Here is a 15,911-nt window from a genome sequence, read left to right on the forward strand (position 1 = left end):
GGGAGTTGCAGAAAATGCCGTCAAGGACCCAAGAAACCTGGCCCCACGGCGCGATCATGCTGGATGCCGAGCACACGCAATTTGCGTTGTGGGCGCCTGACGCGTTCTACGTCAGTGTGGAACTGGAAGATGGAAAATCGTTGCCCATGCTGCCCCAGGGCGACGGTTGGTTTGTAATCAAGGCCAATTGCCCGACGGGCAGTCGCTACCGTTACTGCATCGATGGCGAACTGGAGGTGCCGGACCCGGCCTCCAGAGCGCAGGATGGTGACCTTGACCGCCACAGCGTGGTGGTCGACCCCCATGCCTATCAATGGCGGCACACGACCTGGAATGGTCGGCCGTGGAGCGAAGCGGTGATTTACGAGATGCACGTCGGTGCGCTCGGTGGATTTGCCGAAGTTGAACAGCATCTGGCGCGCTTGGTGGCGCTGGGCATAACCGCCATCGAACTGATGCCGCTGGCGCAATTCCCCGGTGATCGCAACTGGGGTTACGACGGGGTGCTGCCCTACGCGCCTCAAGCATCCTACGGCACCCCCGAACAACTCAAACACCTGATCGACAGCGCCCACGGTCATGGCCTGGCGGTGATTCTCGACGTCGTCTACAACCACTTCGGCCCCGACGGCAACTATCTGCATCGTTACGCCAAAGGCTTTTTCCGCGAGGACAAGCACACGCCTTGGGGCGCGGCGATCGATTTCCGTCGCCCGGAAGTGCGTGAGTTCTTCATTGAAAACGCGCTGATGTGGCTGCTCGAATACCGTTTCGACGGTTTGCGCCTGGACGCGGTGCACGCGATTGAAGACCCGGATTTCCTCAGCGATCTGGCCCGGCGCATTCGCCAGCAGATCGACCCGACCCGGCACGTCTGGCTGACCGTCGAAAACGAGCTGAACCAGTCGAGCCTGCTGGAAAACGATTACGACGCGCAGTGGAACGACGACGGTCATAACGCGTTGCACGTGCTGCTGACCGGCGAAACCGACGCCTATTACGCCGACTATGCCGCGCAGCCCACCGAGCAACTGGTGCGCTGCCTGAGTCAGGGCTTCGTGTTCCAGGGCCACATCACTCGGCATGGCGAACCTCGCGGCGAGCCAAGCGAGCACCTGCCCTCCACCGCTTTCGTGCTGTTCCTGCAGAACCATGACCAGATCGGCAACCGTGCCTTTGGCGAACGTCTGCATCAGCTTGCCGACCCGCGTGCGGTGCAGGCGGCGACGGTGTTGTTGCTGCTGTCGCCGATGATTCCGCTGATGTTCATGGGCGACGAGTTTGCCGCCGAGCAACCGTTCCTGTTTTTCACTAGCCACCACGGTGAGCTGGCGAAACTGGTGCGTGAAGGTCGGCGCAACGAGTTCGCCGCATTCAGTGCCTTTACCGATCCGCACAAGCGCGAACAGATTCCCGATCCGAATGCCGAAAGCACTTTCCACGCTTCGCAGCCGCGATTGTCCGGCAGCGGCACGCCATTGCAACAGCAGACCCAAGAGCTCTATCGGCAACTGCTCAAGTTGCGGCACCAATACATCATTCCCAACCTCTCCGGGACCCAGGCTCTGGGCGCGCAGATGCTCGGCTATGGCGCGGTCAGCGCACGCTGGCGACTGGGCAACGGCAGTGAGCTGCGAATTGACCTGAACCTCAGTGACACGCCAGTGGTCAACCCTGCACAGACCGATACCGAGTGGCTGTTTCAACAGCCAGCCGCGATCGAGCTGTCGGACCCGAACCAACTGCCGGCGTACACCGCGCTCGTCAGCCTCACGGCCGCACCCCTTTTGCACCCCTTGGATGGAGAGCGCCTATGAGCGATGCGCAACTGGAAATACTCGCCAGTCGAGCCGGCCTTGCCGTCGACTGGATCGACGCCAACGGGCGTCAGCAAAAAGTCGCTCCTGCTGTGTTGCGCAATGTCCTGATCGGACTCGGCCACCCCGCCAGCACCGCGCAAGAAATCGATGCCAGCCTGCTGGAATTGCAAGAAGTCCAGCAAGACCGCCATTTGCCCCCCCTGCTGACCTGCGACGTTGGCGTTGCCCTCGACCTGAGTCGCTACTTCACACCGGAGACGCCCTGCGAGATTCATCTTGAAGACGGCTCGCAGATGAACCTCAAGCTGGACAACGAAGCCATGTTGCCCGGCTTGATTCCGGTCGGTTACCAGCAAGTGCACATCGGCGATCAGTATTTCACTCTCGCTGTGGCGCCTGAGCGTTGTTTCAGCGTTGGTGATGCGGTCGATAGCCCGATCCCGCGCGCCTGGGGTCTGAGCGCCCAGTTGTATTCGCTGCGCCGTCCGGGTGACGGTGGCTTCGGCGACACCCAGGCGCTGGAAGAGCTGGTTCGTGTAGCCGGCGAGCGTGGTGCCGATGCACTGGCGATCAGCCCGATGCACGCGATGTTCAGTTCCGATCATGGCCGCTACAGCCCCTATTCGCCGTCCAGCCGCTTGTTTCTCAATTCACTGTATGCCGCGCCGGGCAGCATTCTCGGCGAGCGCGCATTGCGTGACGCAATCGATGCCAGTGGCCTGGCCGCGCAGTTCGACCAGTTGGAAAACCTCAAGCTGATCGACTGGCCTGCCGCCGCCCAAGCCAAGCAGAAACTGCTGCAAGCCTTGTATGACGGTTTCGTCGCTGGCGAGCATCCGCTGCACGCCGACTTCGCCAGCTTCCGGCATGCCGGTGGCGAAGCGCTGGAGAACCATTGCCGCTTCGAAGCCATTCAGGAAATGCGCGCCGCCCGTGGCGAAAGCCTCGACTGGCGCGAATGGCCGGAGCACTGGCACGACCCGCGCGGCGCGGCGCTGGGCGCTTTTGCCGAAGAATATGCCGAGCGCATCGGTTATTTCGCCTTCTGCCAATGGCTGATACATCGCTGCCTCGAGCGCGTGCAATCTGCCGCGCGCAGTGCCGGCATGGGCATTGGTCTGATCGCCGACCTCGCCGTCGGTGCTGACGGTGCCGGCAGTCAGGCCTGGAGTTTTCAGGATGAATTGCTCGCCTCGCTGACCGTCGGCGCGCCGCCGGACATCCTCAATCGCAGCGGCCAGGGCTGGGGCATTTCCGCGTTCTCGCCGGAAGGGCTGATCCGCAACGGTTTCCGTGCCTTCATCGAGATGCTGCGCGCCAACTTCGCCCACGCCGGAGGCCTGCGCATCGACCATGTCATGGGCCTGCAACGCCTGTGGGTGATTCCCAACGGCGCCGCCCCGGCCGATGGCGCCTATCTGTATTATCCGTTCGACGACATGCTGCGTCTGCTGGCCCTCGAGTCGCATCGGCATCAAGCCATCGTGCTCGGTGAAGACCTCGGCACCGTGCCGGAAGGCCTGCGAGAAAAACTCGCCGCGCGCTCGATTCTGGGCATGCGCGTGCTGTTGTTCGAACAGGACAATACCCGTTTCAAACCGATTCTCGACTGGCCGGATGACGCGCTCGCCACCACCAGCACCCATGACCTGCCGACACTCAATGGCTGGTGGCATGGCCGCGATATCGACTGGAACGCGCGCCTCGGTCTGGTCGATGCCAACGGCGAAATCGACTGGCGCCGGCATCGCGAGCGTGAACGTGAGGGCCTGCGCGATGCGCTGCGTCAGGATCCGCAAAACTTCCGCGAAGAGTCCCACGAAGCCGATCAAGTGGTCGATGCCAGTGTGCGTTTCCTCGGCCACACCCGCGCGCCGCTGGTCCTGCTGCCGCTGGAAGATGCCTTGGGTATCGATGAACAGCCGAATCTGCCTGGCACCACCGATTCACATCCGAACTGGTCGCGACGCTTGCCCGGTCCCAGCGAAGCGTTGCTGGACGGCCCCGATGCCGCCCGCCGCCTGGAACTGCTGGCCTGCGCGCGCCTTCAAGCCTCTGAGCGTGACCAATGAATCAACAGCAAATCCAGCCACTGCGCGCCACGTTGCGCCTGCAATTTCATAAAGGTTTTACTCTCGAACAAGCGGTGCCACTGGTGCCGTACTTTGCCCGCCTCGGCATCAGCCATATCTACGCCTCGCCCCTGCTGGCGGCGCGCGCCGGTTCCATGCATGGCTACGACGTGGTCGACCCGACCCAAGTCAATCCGGAACTGGGCGGCGAGCCGGCGTTGCGCCAACTGGTCAGCACCCTGCGCGAACACAACATGGGGCTGATTCTCGACATCGTGTCCAACCACATGGCCGTGGGCGGCAATGACAACCCGTGGTGGCTCGACCTGCTCGAATGGGGACGCCTGAGCCCGTACGGCGAATTTTTCGATATTCAGTGGCACTCGCCGGACCCGTTGATGGAAGGCCAGTTGCTGCTGCCGTTCCTTGGCAGTGATTACGGCGTTGCGTTGCAGGAAGGTACGCTGAAGCTGAAATTCAACGCGCAGACCGGCACTTTTTACGTCGAGCATTACGACCACCACTTCCCGATCTGCCCGAACAATTACGGCGAACTGCTCAAGTCAGACGACACGCTGAAGTCCCTGGCAGATCGCTTCAGCACACTCAGCTACCAGACCGACGCACATTCGCTGGCGATGCCGCTAAAGCAAGAGTTGCGCGAGCTGGCCAGCGATCCGCGTCTTCTGGCGACTATCGAATGCAACCTCGCACAGTACGATTCCACCACCGAGGAAGGCTTCCACAAGCTCCACGAGTTGCTCGAGCGGCAAAGCTATCGCCTGGCCAGTTGGCGCACGGCGGCGGACGACATCAACTGGCGGCGCTTCTTCGACATCAACGAGCTTGGCGGCCTGCGCGTAGAGCGTCCGGCGGTGTTCGAAGCGACCCACGGCAAAATCTTCCAATTGGTCGAAGAAGGTCTGGTCGACGGATTGCGCATCGACCACATCGACGGCCTCGCCGACCCGCGTGGCTACTGCCGAAAATTGCGTCGGCGTCTGGATCACTTGGCACCGGGACGTCATCTGCCGATTTATGTCGAGAAGATCCTCGGCGAGGGCGAAACCCTGCGCCGCGACTGGAGCGTCGACGGCACCACCGGCTACGAGTTCATGAATCAGCTGTCGCTGCTGCAACACGACCCGGACGGCGAACATGTCCTCGGCGAACTCTGGCAGCGCCGCACCGAGCGCCCGGCTGCGTTCATGGAAGAAGCGCAACTGGCCCGTCAGCAAATCCTCAACGGCTCGCTGGCCAGCGACTTCGAAAGTGTCGCGCAGGCGCTGCATCAAGTAGCGCGTGATGACCTGATGACCCGCGACCTGACCCTGGGCGCGATTCGCCGCGTGCTGCATGCGTTGATCGTGCACTTCCCGGTTTATCGCACTTACATCAGCGCCATGGGCCGTTCCGAGCAGGACGAAGCGATTTTCCAGCACGCCATGGACGGTGCGCGGCAAACCCTCAGCGAAGCCGACTGGCCAGTGCTCGACTCGGTCGCCAGTTGGCTTGGCGGCACGCCATGGCGCCGCAAGCCGCGTGGGCGCTCGCGCAAGATCCTCAAGCATGCCTGCGTGCGTTTCCAGCAACTGACTTCGCCGGCAGCCGCCAAAGCCGTGGAAGACACCGCGCTGTATCGCTCGGCCGTGCTGCTGTCGCGCAATGATGTCGGTTACAACACCGAGCAGTTCAGCGCGCCGGTCAGTGAGTTCCACGAAGTCAATCATCAGCGCATGGCCGAGTTTCCTGACAACCTGCTGGCGACCGCCACCCATGACCACAAGCGCGGTGAAGACACCCGTGCCCGGCTGGCTGTGCTGAGCGAGCGCAGCCATTGGTACGCCGACCAGGTCGAACTGTGGCGCGCCCTAGCCCGCCCCGTGCGCATCGAAGATGACGCGCCGTCTGCCGGCGATGAACTGATCCTCTATCAGGCATTGCTCGGCAGTTGGCCGCTGGACCTGCAGGACGATGACCAGGCCGGTTTCGCCGATTACGCCAAGCGCATCTGGCAGTGGCAACAGAAAGCCCTGCGCGAAGCCAAGCTGCAAAGCAGCTGGAGCGCGCCGAATGAAGCCTATGAAAACGCGGCCCAGGCTTTCACGGAGAAGCTGCTGACCGGTGAAGAAGGCGAGTTGCTGCGTGCGGCGCTGAGCAAGACCGTCAACAGCATCGCCGCTGCCGGCGCGCTCAACGGGCTGGCGCAAACCTTGCTGCGCATGACTGTGCCGGGTGTGCCGGATCTGTACCAGGGCAACGAGTACTGGGACTTCAGTCTGGTAGACCCGGACAACCGCCGGCCGGTGGATTACGCCGCCCGCGAGCAAGCGTTGCAGGCATCCGTGCCGGGTACCGAACTGCTCAAGGATTGGCGTGACGGGCGCATCAAACAGGCGCTGATCAGTGAGGTGTTGAACCTGCGCAAGGAACACAGCGAGCTGTTCCGTCGTGGCGATTACCAGCCATTGGAAGTACTGGGCAGTCAGGCGCACAACGTCTTGGCATTCGCGCGTGAACACCAAGGCGTACGGGCGATTGTGGTAGTGCCGGTGCGTTGCGCGACGTTGCTGGAAAACAGTGCCATCCCGCAGGTCGATGCGCTGCGCTGGGGCGATACGCGGGTGGTTTTACCGTCTGCCGCTTCGGATGCAAACCTGAAGGGACTTTTTGCAAGCAGCGTAGTCACACAAAACAGGGAGCTGAATGTCAGCGAAGCGCTGGGGGATGTCCCGGTCAATCTCTTTATCCAACACTTAACACAAGCATGAGTTCAGTTCAGGAGCATTGCGATGAGCACCGACGATAAACGCATTCGCGAATTCGCCTATCAGATCTGGGAGTCGGAAGGGAAACCTGAAGGCCACGAAGAACGTCATTGGGAAATGGCGCGCAAGTTGGCCGAGGCCGAGGCGCTGGCACCGAAGAAGCCAGCCAAGGCGGCTGGCAGCAAAGTGGCTGGCAAGACTACAGGCGCAGCAGCGAAAAGCACCGACGGCAAGACACCGGCAGCCGCCAAAGCCAAACCAGCGGCGAAAGCCAAGCCTGCGGCCACGGCCAAAGTAGTACCGCCGGGCGAAAAGGCTGTCGAGAAAAAGCCGCGAGCAGCGAAAAAGCCTCCGGCGAACTGACCCGATCCATATTTGAACTGAATGACTGTGTGGCGAGCGTGCTCGCCACAAGGGGTTCTTGCGCCCCGAAGAAAGTCCCTTCTTGGGAAAAACACACAATCCTGTGGGAGCGAGCCTGCTCGCGAAAGCGCTAGGTCAGTTGGTGAAGATGTCGAATGTACCGACGCTTTCGCGAGCAGGCTCGCTCCCACCAGGAAATCTCATTGCCCGAACTGTCCCGTTTTTTTGCAGGAGCAATCATGACCCGTCCAAAGAAAGCCGAACCCGCTGCGCACGCCGAGCCGTCGAGAATCCGTGAAGGCCTGCCCTTCCCGCTCGGTGCGACCTGGGATGGTCTGGGGGTGAACTTTGCTCTGTTTTCCGCCAACGCCACCAAGGTCGAGCTGTGCATTTTCGACGATGCCGGCGAAGTCGAACTCGAACGCATCGAGCTGCCGGAATACACCGATGAGATCTACCACGGCTACCTGCCGGATGCGCATCCTGGCTTGATCTACGGCTACCGCGTTTATGGTCCTTATGACCCGGCCAATGGTCACCGCTTCAACCACAATAAACTGCTGATCGACCCGTACGCCAAGCAGTTGGTCGGCGAGCTGAAATGGTCGGAGGCGCTGTTCGGCTACACCATCGGCCACCCCGACGCCGACCTGAGTTTCGACGAGCGTGACAGCGCGCCATTCGTACCCAAGTGCAAGGTCATCGACCCGGCCCACACCTGGGGCAACGACCATCGCGTCAGCGTGCCGTGGGACAAGACCATCATCTATGAAACCCACGTGCGCGGCATCAGCATGCGTCACCCGTCGGTGCCGGAAAACCTGCGCGGCACCTTTGGCGGCTTGATGGTCGACGACGTGCTCGAGCACATTCGCAAACTTGGTGTTTCGTCTGTCGAACTGCTGCCGATCCATGCTTTCGTCAACGATCAGCATCTGCTGCAAAAGGGCATGACCAACTATTGGGGCTATAACAGCATCGCGTTCTTCGCCCCGGACCCACGTTATCTGGCCAGCGGCAAGATTGCCGAATTCAAGGAAATGGTCGCGCACCTGCACGATGCCAATCTCGAAGTGATTCTCGACGTGGTGTACAACCACACCGCCGAAGGTAACGAGCAAGGTCCGACCCTGTCGATGCGCGGTATCGACAACGCCTCCTACTACCGCTTGATGCCCGACGACAAGCGCTACTACATCAACGACTCCGGCACCGGTAACACCCTGGACTTGAGTCACCCATGCGTGCTGCAAATGGTCACTGACTCCCTGCGCTACTGGGCCAGCGAGATGCACGTCGATGGTTTCCGCTTCGACCTGGCAACCATTCTTGGCCGCTACCACGATGGTTTCGACGAGCGCCACAGCTTCCTCGTCGCCTGCCGTCAGGACCCGGTGCTGCGTCAGGTGAAGATGATCGCCGAACCCTGGGACTGCGGTCCCGGCGGTTATCAGGTCGGCAACTTTCCGCCGGGCTGGGTCGAGTGGAACGACAAGTTCCGCGACACCGTGCGTGCGTTCTGGAAAGGTGACGACGCTCAGCTTGCCGATTTCGCCAGCCGCATGACCGCTTCCGGGGAGATGTTCAACCAGCGCGGGCGCCGGCCGTATTCGTCGGTGAACTTCATCACCGCCCACGACGGTTTCACTCTCAACGATCTGGTGTCGTACAACGACAAGCACAACGAAGCCAACGACGAAAACAATCAGGACGGCAGCAACAACAACCTGTCGTGGAACCACGGCGTCGAAGGCCCGACCGACGATCCGGAAATCATCGCTTTGCGCCATCGGCAGATGCGTAATTTCTTCGCCACTCTGCTGCTGGCCCAAGGTACTCCGATGATCGTCGCCGGTGACGAGTTCGCCCGCACCCAGGATGGCAACAACAACGCCTATTGCCAGGACAGCGAGATCGGTTGGGTCAACTGGGACCTGAGCGAGGACGGCAAGGCCCTGCTCAAGTTCGTCAAACGCCTGATCAAACTGCGCCTGACTTATCCGATCCTGCGTCGCGGACGCTTCCTGGTCGGCGAGTACAACGAGGACATCGGCGTCAAGGACGTGACCTGGCTGGCACCGGACGCTACCGAGATGACCACCGAGCACTGGCACGATGCGCACAATCGCTGCCTCGGGATGCTGCTCGACGGTCGCGCGCAGGAAACCGGCATCCGTCGCAAAGGTGCCGACGCGACTCTGCTGCTGGTGGTCAACGCCCACCATGACATCGTCAACTTCACCCTGCCGGAAGTGCCGGATGGTGGCTTCTGGACGTGCATGATTGATACCAATCAGCCATCGATTCGCGGCCAGGAACGCTTCGAATTCGGTCACGAGTATTCGGTGACCGGGCGTTCGTTGCTGTTGTTTGAACTGCAACGCGACGAAGAAGATTGATATGGACTTTCAACATTATCTGGCCCGCCGTCCGCCAGATTACGCCGACACCAACGCCCTCGGCCGTTGCCTGCGGGCAATGGTCGAGGCCGGCCTTGACCGCTTGCCGTTGCCCGGCAGCGGTCACACGCTGGAGCGCTTTCAGCGTCTATCGGAGGTGGGCGGACACGATCTTGGGCTGTGCAAACTCTATGAAGGCCACACGGATGCGCTGGCAATCATCGAGCAATTGGGCGGTACGCCAACCCCAGGCAGCACGTGGGGAATGTGGGCTGCCGAACCGCCGCAGGCACGGGTGAAAGTCACGCCGTCCGGGCACATGGTGACGCTGAACGGGCGCAAGGCCTGGTGCTCTGGCGCTGCGGTGCTCAGCCACGCCTTGCTCACTGCGTGGGACGCGGACGGTCAGCAGCAATTGGTTGCAGTCGCACTCGATCAGCCTGGCGTGACCATCACCGATCAAGGCTGGCAAGCGGTGGGCATGGCGGCCACCGGCAGCGTCGAAGTGCTCTTTGACAACGCCGAAGCGCAGGCCATCGGCAACCCCGGTGATTATCTGCACCGGCCGGGGTTCTGGCAGGGCGGGATCGGTATCGCCGCTTGCTGGTATGGCGCTTCACGACGGATTGCCGAAGGGCTGCGTCAGCATTGCGCGCAACGCGATGAACCGCACGCCCTCGCCCATCTCGGTGCGACTGACACAGCACTGCAAGCGGCAGCCGATGTGTTGCGCTTCAGCGCGCTGCAAATCGATGCGCAGCCTGAGGCTGACGCTGAACTGCTGGCCCGTCGCGCCCGCGCGGTGGTCGAGCAGTCTGCCGAACAGGTCATGCGTGAGGTCGGGCGGGCGCTGGGTGCCGGGCCGTTTTGTCAGGATCGGCATTTTGCGCGACTGAGTGCCGACTTGCCGGTGTTTCTGCGCCAGAGTCACGCCGAACGCGACCTTGCTGCGCTGGGCCAGCGGATTGCCGGTCAATCCTCCGAGGTCTGGGCGTTATGAGGGACAACCCGATCGTCGGCCAGGGCACTTCACTGCAGCAATGGCAGGGTTCGCAGCGTCTGGCCGAACTGCCCGCCATCGACGTTCTTGACCTGGTACCGCTGGGTTCGCGGGCGGTGATCATCGCGCCGCATCCGGATGACGAAGTGCTCGGTTGCGGCGGCATCATGCAATTGCTGGCGGCAGCTGGACGGCCGTTGCAATTGATCTCGGTCACCGATGGCAGCGCCAGTCACCCCGGCTCGCAACGCTGGACGGTCGAACGTTTGAGCGTAGTGCGACCGCAGGAATCCGCCGAAGCGCTGCGCCGCCTCGGCTTGCCGATGCACAGCCTGAAATGGCTGCGCGGCGGGTTTACCGACACCCAAGTGGCGGCTCAGGAAACCGGGTTGAGCGAATTCATCGCCGGTTATCTGCATGCCAGTGACGTGGTTTTCACTACCTGGCGCCAGGATGGCCACAGCGATCACGAGGCCGTCGGCCGCGCCAGTGTCGAGGCGGCGCGACGCGTTGGTGCGACCTGCCATGAACTTCCGGTCTGGACCTGGCACTGGGCAACCCCGGAAGACGCCTCGGTGCCATGGGAGCGGGCGCGCAAGATTCTGTTGTCACCGACGCACATCGCGCGCAAACGCCACGCGGCCCACGCGTTCGCCAGCCAGTTGGAAGGCGACCGCGACGTCGGACTCGGGCCAGTACTTGCGCCCTATGTGCTCGATCGTTTGTTGCAACCTTTTGAAGTGGTGTTCCTGTGAGCGTCGATGATCGCTATTTCGACGGCCTGTTCGCGGGCAATGACGACCCGTGGGCGTTCCGCCAGCGCTGGTACGAGCAGCGCAAGCGCGCAATCACCCTCGCCGCCCTGCCGCGTCCGCGCTATAGGTCGGTGTTCGAGCCGGGTTGCGCCAACGGCGAACTGAGTGCAGAACTGGCTCCGCGCTGCGACCGCCTGTTGTGCTGCGACACGGCGAGCGCGGCGGTGAAGCTGGCGCGCACTCGCTTGAGCGTATTCGAGCATGCCGAAGTCCGCCTGGGACGCCTTCCGGCTGACTGGCCGGAGGAAAAATTCGACCTGATCGTATTCAGCGAAATCGGCTACTACCTCGACGAAAAAGATCTGACAGAAATGATCCGCCGGATCAGTGAGTCACTGACCGCCGACGGCCAATTGCTGGCCTGCCACTGGCGCCCGCCGATCGAGGGCTGCCCGCTGAATGCACGTCAGGTCCACGATCAGATTCACGATCAATTGGCTTTGCCGCGTCTGGTGTTACATCAGGAAGCGGATTTCATTCTCGAACTGTGGAGCCGCGAGCCACGCTCGGTGGCGGCACTGGAGGGCTTGCGTTGATCGGTATCGTGATTCCTGCACACAACGAAGAGGCGCTGCTCGATGAATGCCTGCGCGCCGCCCTGCGCGCCGGCCAGCATGCACAACTGGGCGGCGAGCCGGTGGAAATCCTGGTGGTGCTCGACAGTTGCAGCGACGCCTCGGCGCAGATTGTCAGCGCTTATCCGGTGCTGAGCCTGCAGATCGACGCACGCAACGTCGGCGAAGCCCGAGCCGCCGGTGCGCGACTGCTGCTCGAGCGCGGTGCCCGCTGGATCGCCTGCACTGACGCCGACAGCCGCGTCGCCGATGACTGGCTGGCGGCGCAACTGGGACTGGAGGCGGACGCAGTGTGCGGCACGGTCACCGTCGAGCACTGGCACGAATCGATCGATGAAGCGGCGCAGATTCGCTATCACCGCCATTATCAGGCCCGCGATGGCCATCGACACATTCACGGCGCCAACCTCGGTGTCAGCGCCGAGGCTTATCGCCTGGCCGGCGGTTTCAAGCCGCTAACCTGTGACGAGGACGTGCAACTGGTGCGTGCACTGGAGCGCAGCGGCGCCAATATCGCCTGGAGTCACCGTCCGCAAGTGCACACCAGCGCCCGTCTCGACAGTCGGGCCAAGGGAGGGTTCGGTGACTTTCTGCGCAATCTGGCACAGCTGGAATAAAAAATTACGGATCAGATTGATCTGTGACGCGACGAATCGGCTGTCTTGAGCAATACTCTGCCTCGCAGTAATCCAAGGGTTGGAGCACTGCACCGTTGCTATTCATTTGCCTTCACGGGCCGCGATCAGCGTTGGCTGCTCACGACTGAGGGCGAGACACCACAAGGACGTCGCACTCATGAAATCGTCATTGATCAACGAACACGGCCTGCCAGCACAGATCTGGAACAGCGCGCCGCAACTCGACAATATTCCCGTCATCAACACCCACAGCCTGGTTCCCGCCGGCGCCCGCGCCGTGGTCATCGCTCCGCATCCGGGCGATGAAGTGGTCACCTGCGGCGGTCTGCTGCAATTGCTCTCCAGCCTTGGCCATCCTCTGCAATTACTCTCGATTACCGACGGTAGCGCCAGCCACCCCGGCTCGCGGCAATGGTCGGAACAACGCCTGAGTGTGTTCCGCCCGCAGGAAAGCGTCGAAGCCCTGCGCCGCCTAGGCCTGCCCATGCACAGCCTGAAGTGGGTGCGCGGTGGCTTTACCGACAACGCACTGAGTGATCAGCAAAGCCAACTCACCGAGTTCATCAGCCGTTATCTGCGACCGGGCGACGTAGTGTTCAGTACCTGGCGCAAAGATGGCCCGCCGGATCATGAAGTGGTTGGCCGCGCCAGTTTCGACGCGGCGCAAAAGGCTGGGGCGACCTACCACGATGTGCCGGTGTGGGCCTGGCACTGGCCGGAGCGCGAGCAGCAAATGATTCCCTGGGAACGCGCGCGCAAGCTGCGTCTCGACACCTGGACCGTAGCGCGCAAGAGCCACGCCACCCACGCTTACGCCAGCCAGCTCAAAGGCGAACCGGCCATCGGTATCGCCCCGCTGCTGCCCCCGGTGCTGCTGGAGCGGATGCGCTTGCCGTATGAAATCGTCTTCTTCTGAACGCCAAAGACCCCTCTGACACCGTGAAACCCTGTGGGAGCTGGCTTGCCAGCGATAGCGGTGTATCAGGCAACAGAGATACTGCTGATTTGGCCCCATCGCTGGCAAGCCAGCTCCCACAGAGTCCTGTGTACGATCAAACATTTCTGGAAGGAACTGCCACCCCCCCAAACCAGTCGCATGAACAGGCATGGCCCAATTCAGAGGAGTGAACGTGTCCAGCGATCCCAAGCGTCAAGTGGTCGACGCGCCAGTCATTCATCGCCTGCGGGTACTCACGGTCAACACCCACAAGGGCTTCACCGCGCTGAATCGGCGGTTCGTTCTACCGGAGCTGCGCGAAGCGATGCGCAGTACTTCGGCCGATCTGGTGTTTCTGCAGGAAGTGGTGGGTGAACACGAACGCCATTCGAGTCGCTACAACGACTGGCCGCAGACCTCGCAATACGAATTCCTCGCCGACAGTATGTGGAGCGATTTTGCCTACGGCCGCAACGCCGTTTACCCCGACGGCCATCATGGCAACGCGCTGCTGTCGAAATACCCGATCCGCGAATACCGTAATCTCGATGTATCGATCACCGGCCCTGAACGGCGCGGGCTGTTGCACTGCATCCTGGACGTGCCCGGGCATGCCGAGGTGCACGCGATCTGTGTGCATTTGAGTCTGCTGGAAAGCCATCGGCAATTGCAGTTGCAGCTGCTTTGCCAGTTGCTTGAATCTCTACCCGACGATGCGCCGGTGATCATTGCCGGCGATTTCAATGACTGGCAGTTACAGGGCAACGCCGCCCTCGCCCGTCGCGACTATTTGCACGAAGCTTTTGAACGTCATCATGGGCGCCTGGCGAAAACCTATCCCGCGCGTTTTCCGCTGTTGCGACTGGACCGGATTTACCTGCGCAATGCCAGCAGCCACGATCCAAGGATTCTCGGCAACAAGCCGTGGACGCATTTGTCGGATCATCTTCCCTTGGCGGTTGAAGTGCACCTCTAGCTGCATTTTTGACAGCCATCTAATGACAGGTCCTTCTGGCAATTACCGCTCGGAAGGACCTTTCGTCGGCGGCAAAAAACCGTCATACGCACCCTTTGCAAGCGTTTTTCCATGCAAACAAGCACTTAGTTATGTGCAGAAAAACAAACGCTTGCGGTTGCTGATTTAAGCGCGCCATTCATCGTGCATTTTCTTGACGCGCGGGCATCGCTCTTCTTATCTCTACCTTACTACCCCCGGAATCACTACTGGGGCTGACCTTCCGGCACTCGCGAAATCGAGCAGCCGCGGTTCGCCCCGCTCTATTCGGTCGCCCCTCGTTCGGGGTAGGAGAGACGCCAAACACGAGATGACGCATGCGCTTGCAAGGTAGACCTCCATGAAAACTTCACTGACCCCACACGAACTGAAAATCACCCTTTGCACAGTGTCAGGTTCGCTGTTGCTGTGCTCGTCCATGGAGGCGCACGCGGGATCTGCGGCGGATGAGCCCGCGTGGTATCGCGCCGATGTCCCTGTGATGACCTTGCCGGTGACCGTAATAACACCCGGACCGCTGCCATTGAGTCAGCAAAGCTCGCGCCTGATCACCGAAGATCTTGCGCCCTCCGCATGGGACGAGCTGTACGGCAAAAGCGCTCGGCAAGCACAGACCGACGCACTGTCATCCGGCTATGCGATGGCCGCTGGCGAGTTCAAAGGTCCGGCCGTGATCACGTTGAGAAGCGGTAATGGGACTACCCAGACCCTTGGTCTCATAGGGGGCGACAATCAGGTCCAGCTGAATGCCGATGGTGCGCTGACCCGACGTGCCCTCGCCGACCGCAACACTGACAGCCTCAACCTGCAAGGCCAGAGCCTCGGCGCCTATTACAGTCTGGTGGGTGCGCAGGGCTGGCACGTCGACCTCTCGGCCAGCGGAGGCCGGGTCAGCGGTTTCAGTCGGACCGCGCAAGGTAATCGGCAAGCCACCGAAGGCAACGCGATGACCTTTTCCGTTGAAGGCGGTTATCCGATCGGCTTGAGTGACAACTGGGTGGTCGAACCACAGGCGCAACTGATCAACCAGCGCATCAGCCTCGACGCGCCTTATGCAGGCTCGGGCAACGCCTCGTCGACCGACCTCACCGCGTGGAGTGGCCGCGTCGGTGCGCGGTTGAAAGGCAGTTATGACTTGAACGGGTTGCCTGTTGAACCCTACGTGCGCACCAACCTTTGGCACACCGTTTACACCGGCAGCACGGTGACGCTCGATCAGGTCGACAAGATCAGCAGCAGCCGCAAATCATCGACAGTGGAATTAGGCTTGGGACTGGTGGCGCGGGTCACGCCGGCGGTAAGCCTGTACATGAGCGCCGATTACAGCAGCGATGTGGATGACAATGATCTGAACGGCATTATCGGCAGCCTCGGCGTGCGGATGCGCTGGTGATCTCCAGACTACCGAAAACCCTGTGGGAGCTGGCTTGCCAGCGATGGCGGAGTGTCAGTCAACAAAGATGCTGAATGTGACGGCCTCATCGCGGGCAAGCCCGCTCCCACAGTTTT

General features: G+C 61.6%; 12 protein-coding genes. All 12 read left to right on the plus strand.

The features are described 5' to 3' along the window. The first annotated feature begins 14 nt into the window (after positions 1–14). The 12 genes from treZ (at position 15) to BXA01_RS02575 (ending at position 15,795) form a co-directional block, all read left to right on the plus strand. On the plus strand, positions 15–1,817 hold the full coding sequence (treZ, locus tag BXA01_RS02520; RefSeq protein ID WP_076563061.1) for a malto-oligosyltrehalose trehalohydrolase: 1,803 nt from the start codon (positions 15–17) through the stop codon (positions 1,815–1,817). Beyond that, positions 1,814–3,892, plus strand: a complete 2,079-nt coding sequence (gene malQ, locus BXA01_RS02525; RefSeq protein WP_076563062.1) for a 4-alpha-glucanotransferase — start codon at positions 1,814–1,816, stop codon at positions 3,890–3,892. Before treZ ends, malQ begins: the two co-directional genes overlap by 4 nt. Beyond that, the gene (locus BXA01_RS02530; protein WP_076563064.1) at positions 3,889–6,663 is read left to right on the plus strand and encodes a malto-oligosyltrehalose synthase; all 2,775 of its coding nucleotides are present in this window, start codon (positions 3,889–3,891) and stop codon (positions 6,661–6,663) included. The genes malQ and BXA01_RS02530 overlap by 4 nt, the downstream gene beginning before the upstream one ends. Before the next feature lie 21 nt (positions 6,664–6,684). Then, positions 6,685–7,023 (plus strand): DUF2934 domain-containing protein, encoded by a 339-nt coding sequence (locus BXA01_RS02535; protein ID WP_076563066.1) that lies wholly within the window; start codon positions 6,685–6,687, stop codon positions 7,021–7,023. A 239-nt stretch (positions 7,024–7,262) separates the two neighbouring features. Further along, complete coding sequence (gene glgX, locus BXA01_RS02540; protein WP_076563068.1) at positions 7,263–9,422, plus strand: glycogen debranching protein GlgX; 2,160 nt, start codon at positions 7,263–7,265, stop codon at positions 9,420–9,422. A gap of 1 nt (position 9,423) precedes the next feature. Continuing rightward, entirely contained in the window at positions 9,424–10,422 is a 999-nt protein-coding gene (locus BXA01_RS02545; RefSeq protein ID WP_076563070.1) for an acyl-CoA dehydrogenase family protein, read from the plus strand. Further along, the gene (locus BXA01_RS02550; RefSeq protein ID WP_076563072.1) at positions 10,419–11,177 is read left to right on the plus strand and encodes a PIG-L deacetylase family protein; all 759 of its coding nucleotides are present in this window, start codon (positions 10,419–10,421) and stop codon (positions 11,175–11,177) included. The genes BXA01_RS02545 and BXA01_RS02550 overlap by 4 nt, the downstream gene beginning before the upstream one ends. Then, a complete protein-coding gene (locus BXA01_RS02555; RefSeq protein ID WP_076563074.1) occupies positions 11,174–11,773 on the plus strand; it encodes an SAM-dependent methyltransferase in 600 nt (199 codons plus the stop codon). Before BXA01_RS02550 ends, BXA01_RS02555 begins: the two co-directional genes overlap by 4 nt. Further along, the gene (locus BXA01_RS02560; protein WP_076563076.1) at positions 11,770–12,429 is read left to right on the plus strand and encodes a glycosyltransferase; all 660 of its coding nucleotides are present in this window, start codon (positions 11,770–11,772) and stop codon (positions 12,427–12,429) included. Before BXA01_RS02555 ends, BXA01_RS02560 begins: the two co-directional genes overlap by 4 nt. A 178-nt stretch (positions 12,430–12,607) precedes the next feature. Next, complete coding sequence (locus BXA01_RS02565; protein ID WP_076563078.1) at positions 12,608–13,366, plus strand: PIG-L deacetylase family protein; 759 nt, start codon at positions 12,608–12,610, stop codon at positions 13,364–13,366. 214 nt (positions 13,367–13,580) lie between these two features. After that, complete coding sequence (locus BXA01_RS02570) at positions 13,581–14,363, plus strand: endonuclease/exonuclease/phosphatase family protein (RefSeq protein WP_076567622.1); 783 nt, start codon at positions 13,581–13,583, stop codon at positions 14,361–14,363. 379 nt (positions 14,364–14,742) lie between these two features. Beyond that, a complete protein-coding gene (locus BXA01_RS02575; protein WP_076563080.1) occupies positions 14,743–15,795 on the plus strand; it encodes an autotransporter outer membrane beta-barrel domain-containing protein in 1,053 nt (350 codons plus the stop codon). The last annotated feature ends 116 nt before the right edge of the window (positions 15,796–15,911 follow it).

The organism is Pseudomonas sp. B10, from assembly GCF_900156235.1.
Taxonomy (GTDB): Bacteria; Pseudomonadota; Gammaproteobacteria; order Pseudomonadales; family Pseudomonadaceae; genus Aquipseudomonas; species Aquipseudomonas siliginis.

Coding starts and splice junctions, on each gene's coding strand:
- treZ (WP_076563061.1), top strand. CDS start 15: ATGCCGTCAAGGACCCAAGAAACCTGGCCCCACGGCGCGATCATGCTG.
- malQ (WP_076563062.1), top strand. CDS start 1,814: ATGAGCGATGCGCAACTGGAAATACTCGCCAGTCGAGCCGGCCTTGCC.
- BXA01_RS02530 (WP_076563064.1), top strand. CDS start 3,889: ATGAATCAACAGCAAATCCAGCCACTGCGCGCCACGTTGCGCCTGCAA.
- BXA01_RS02535 (WP_076563066.1), top strand. CDS start 6,685: ATGAGCACCGACGATAAACGCATTCGCGAATTCGCCTATCAGATCTGG.
- glgX (WP_076563068.1), top strand. CDS start 7,263: ATGACCCGTCCAAAGAAAGCCGAACCCGCTGCGCACGCCGAGCCGTCG.
- BXA01_RS02545 (WP_076563070.1), top strand. CDS start 9,424: ATGGACTTTCAACATTATCTGGCCCGCCGTCCGCCAGATTACGCCGAC.
- BXA01_RS02550 (WP_076563072.1), top strand. CDS start 10,419: ATGAGGGACAACCCGATCGTCGGCCAGGGCACTTCACTGCAGCAATGG.
- BXA01_RS02565 (WP_076563078.1), top strand. CDS start 12,608: ATGAAATCGTCATTGATCAACGAACACGGCCTGCCAGCACAGATCTGG.
- BXA01_RS02575 (WP_076563080.1), top strand. CDS start 14,743: ATGAAAACTTCACTGACCCCACACGAACTGAAAATCACCCTTTGCACA.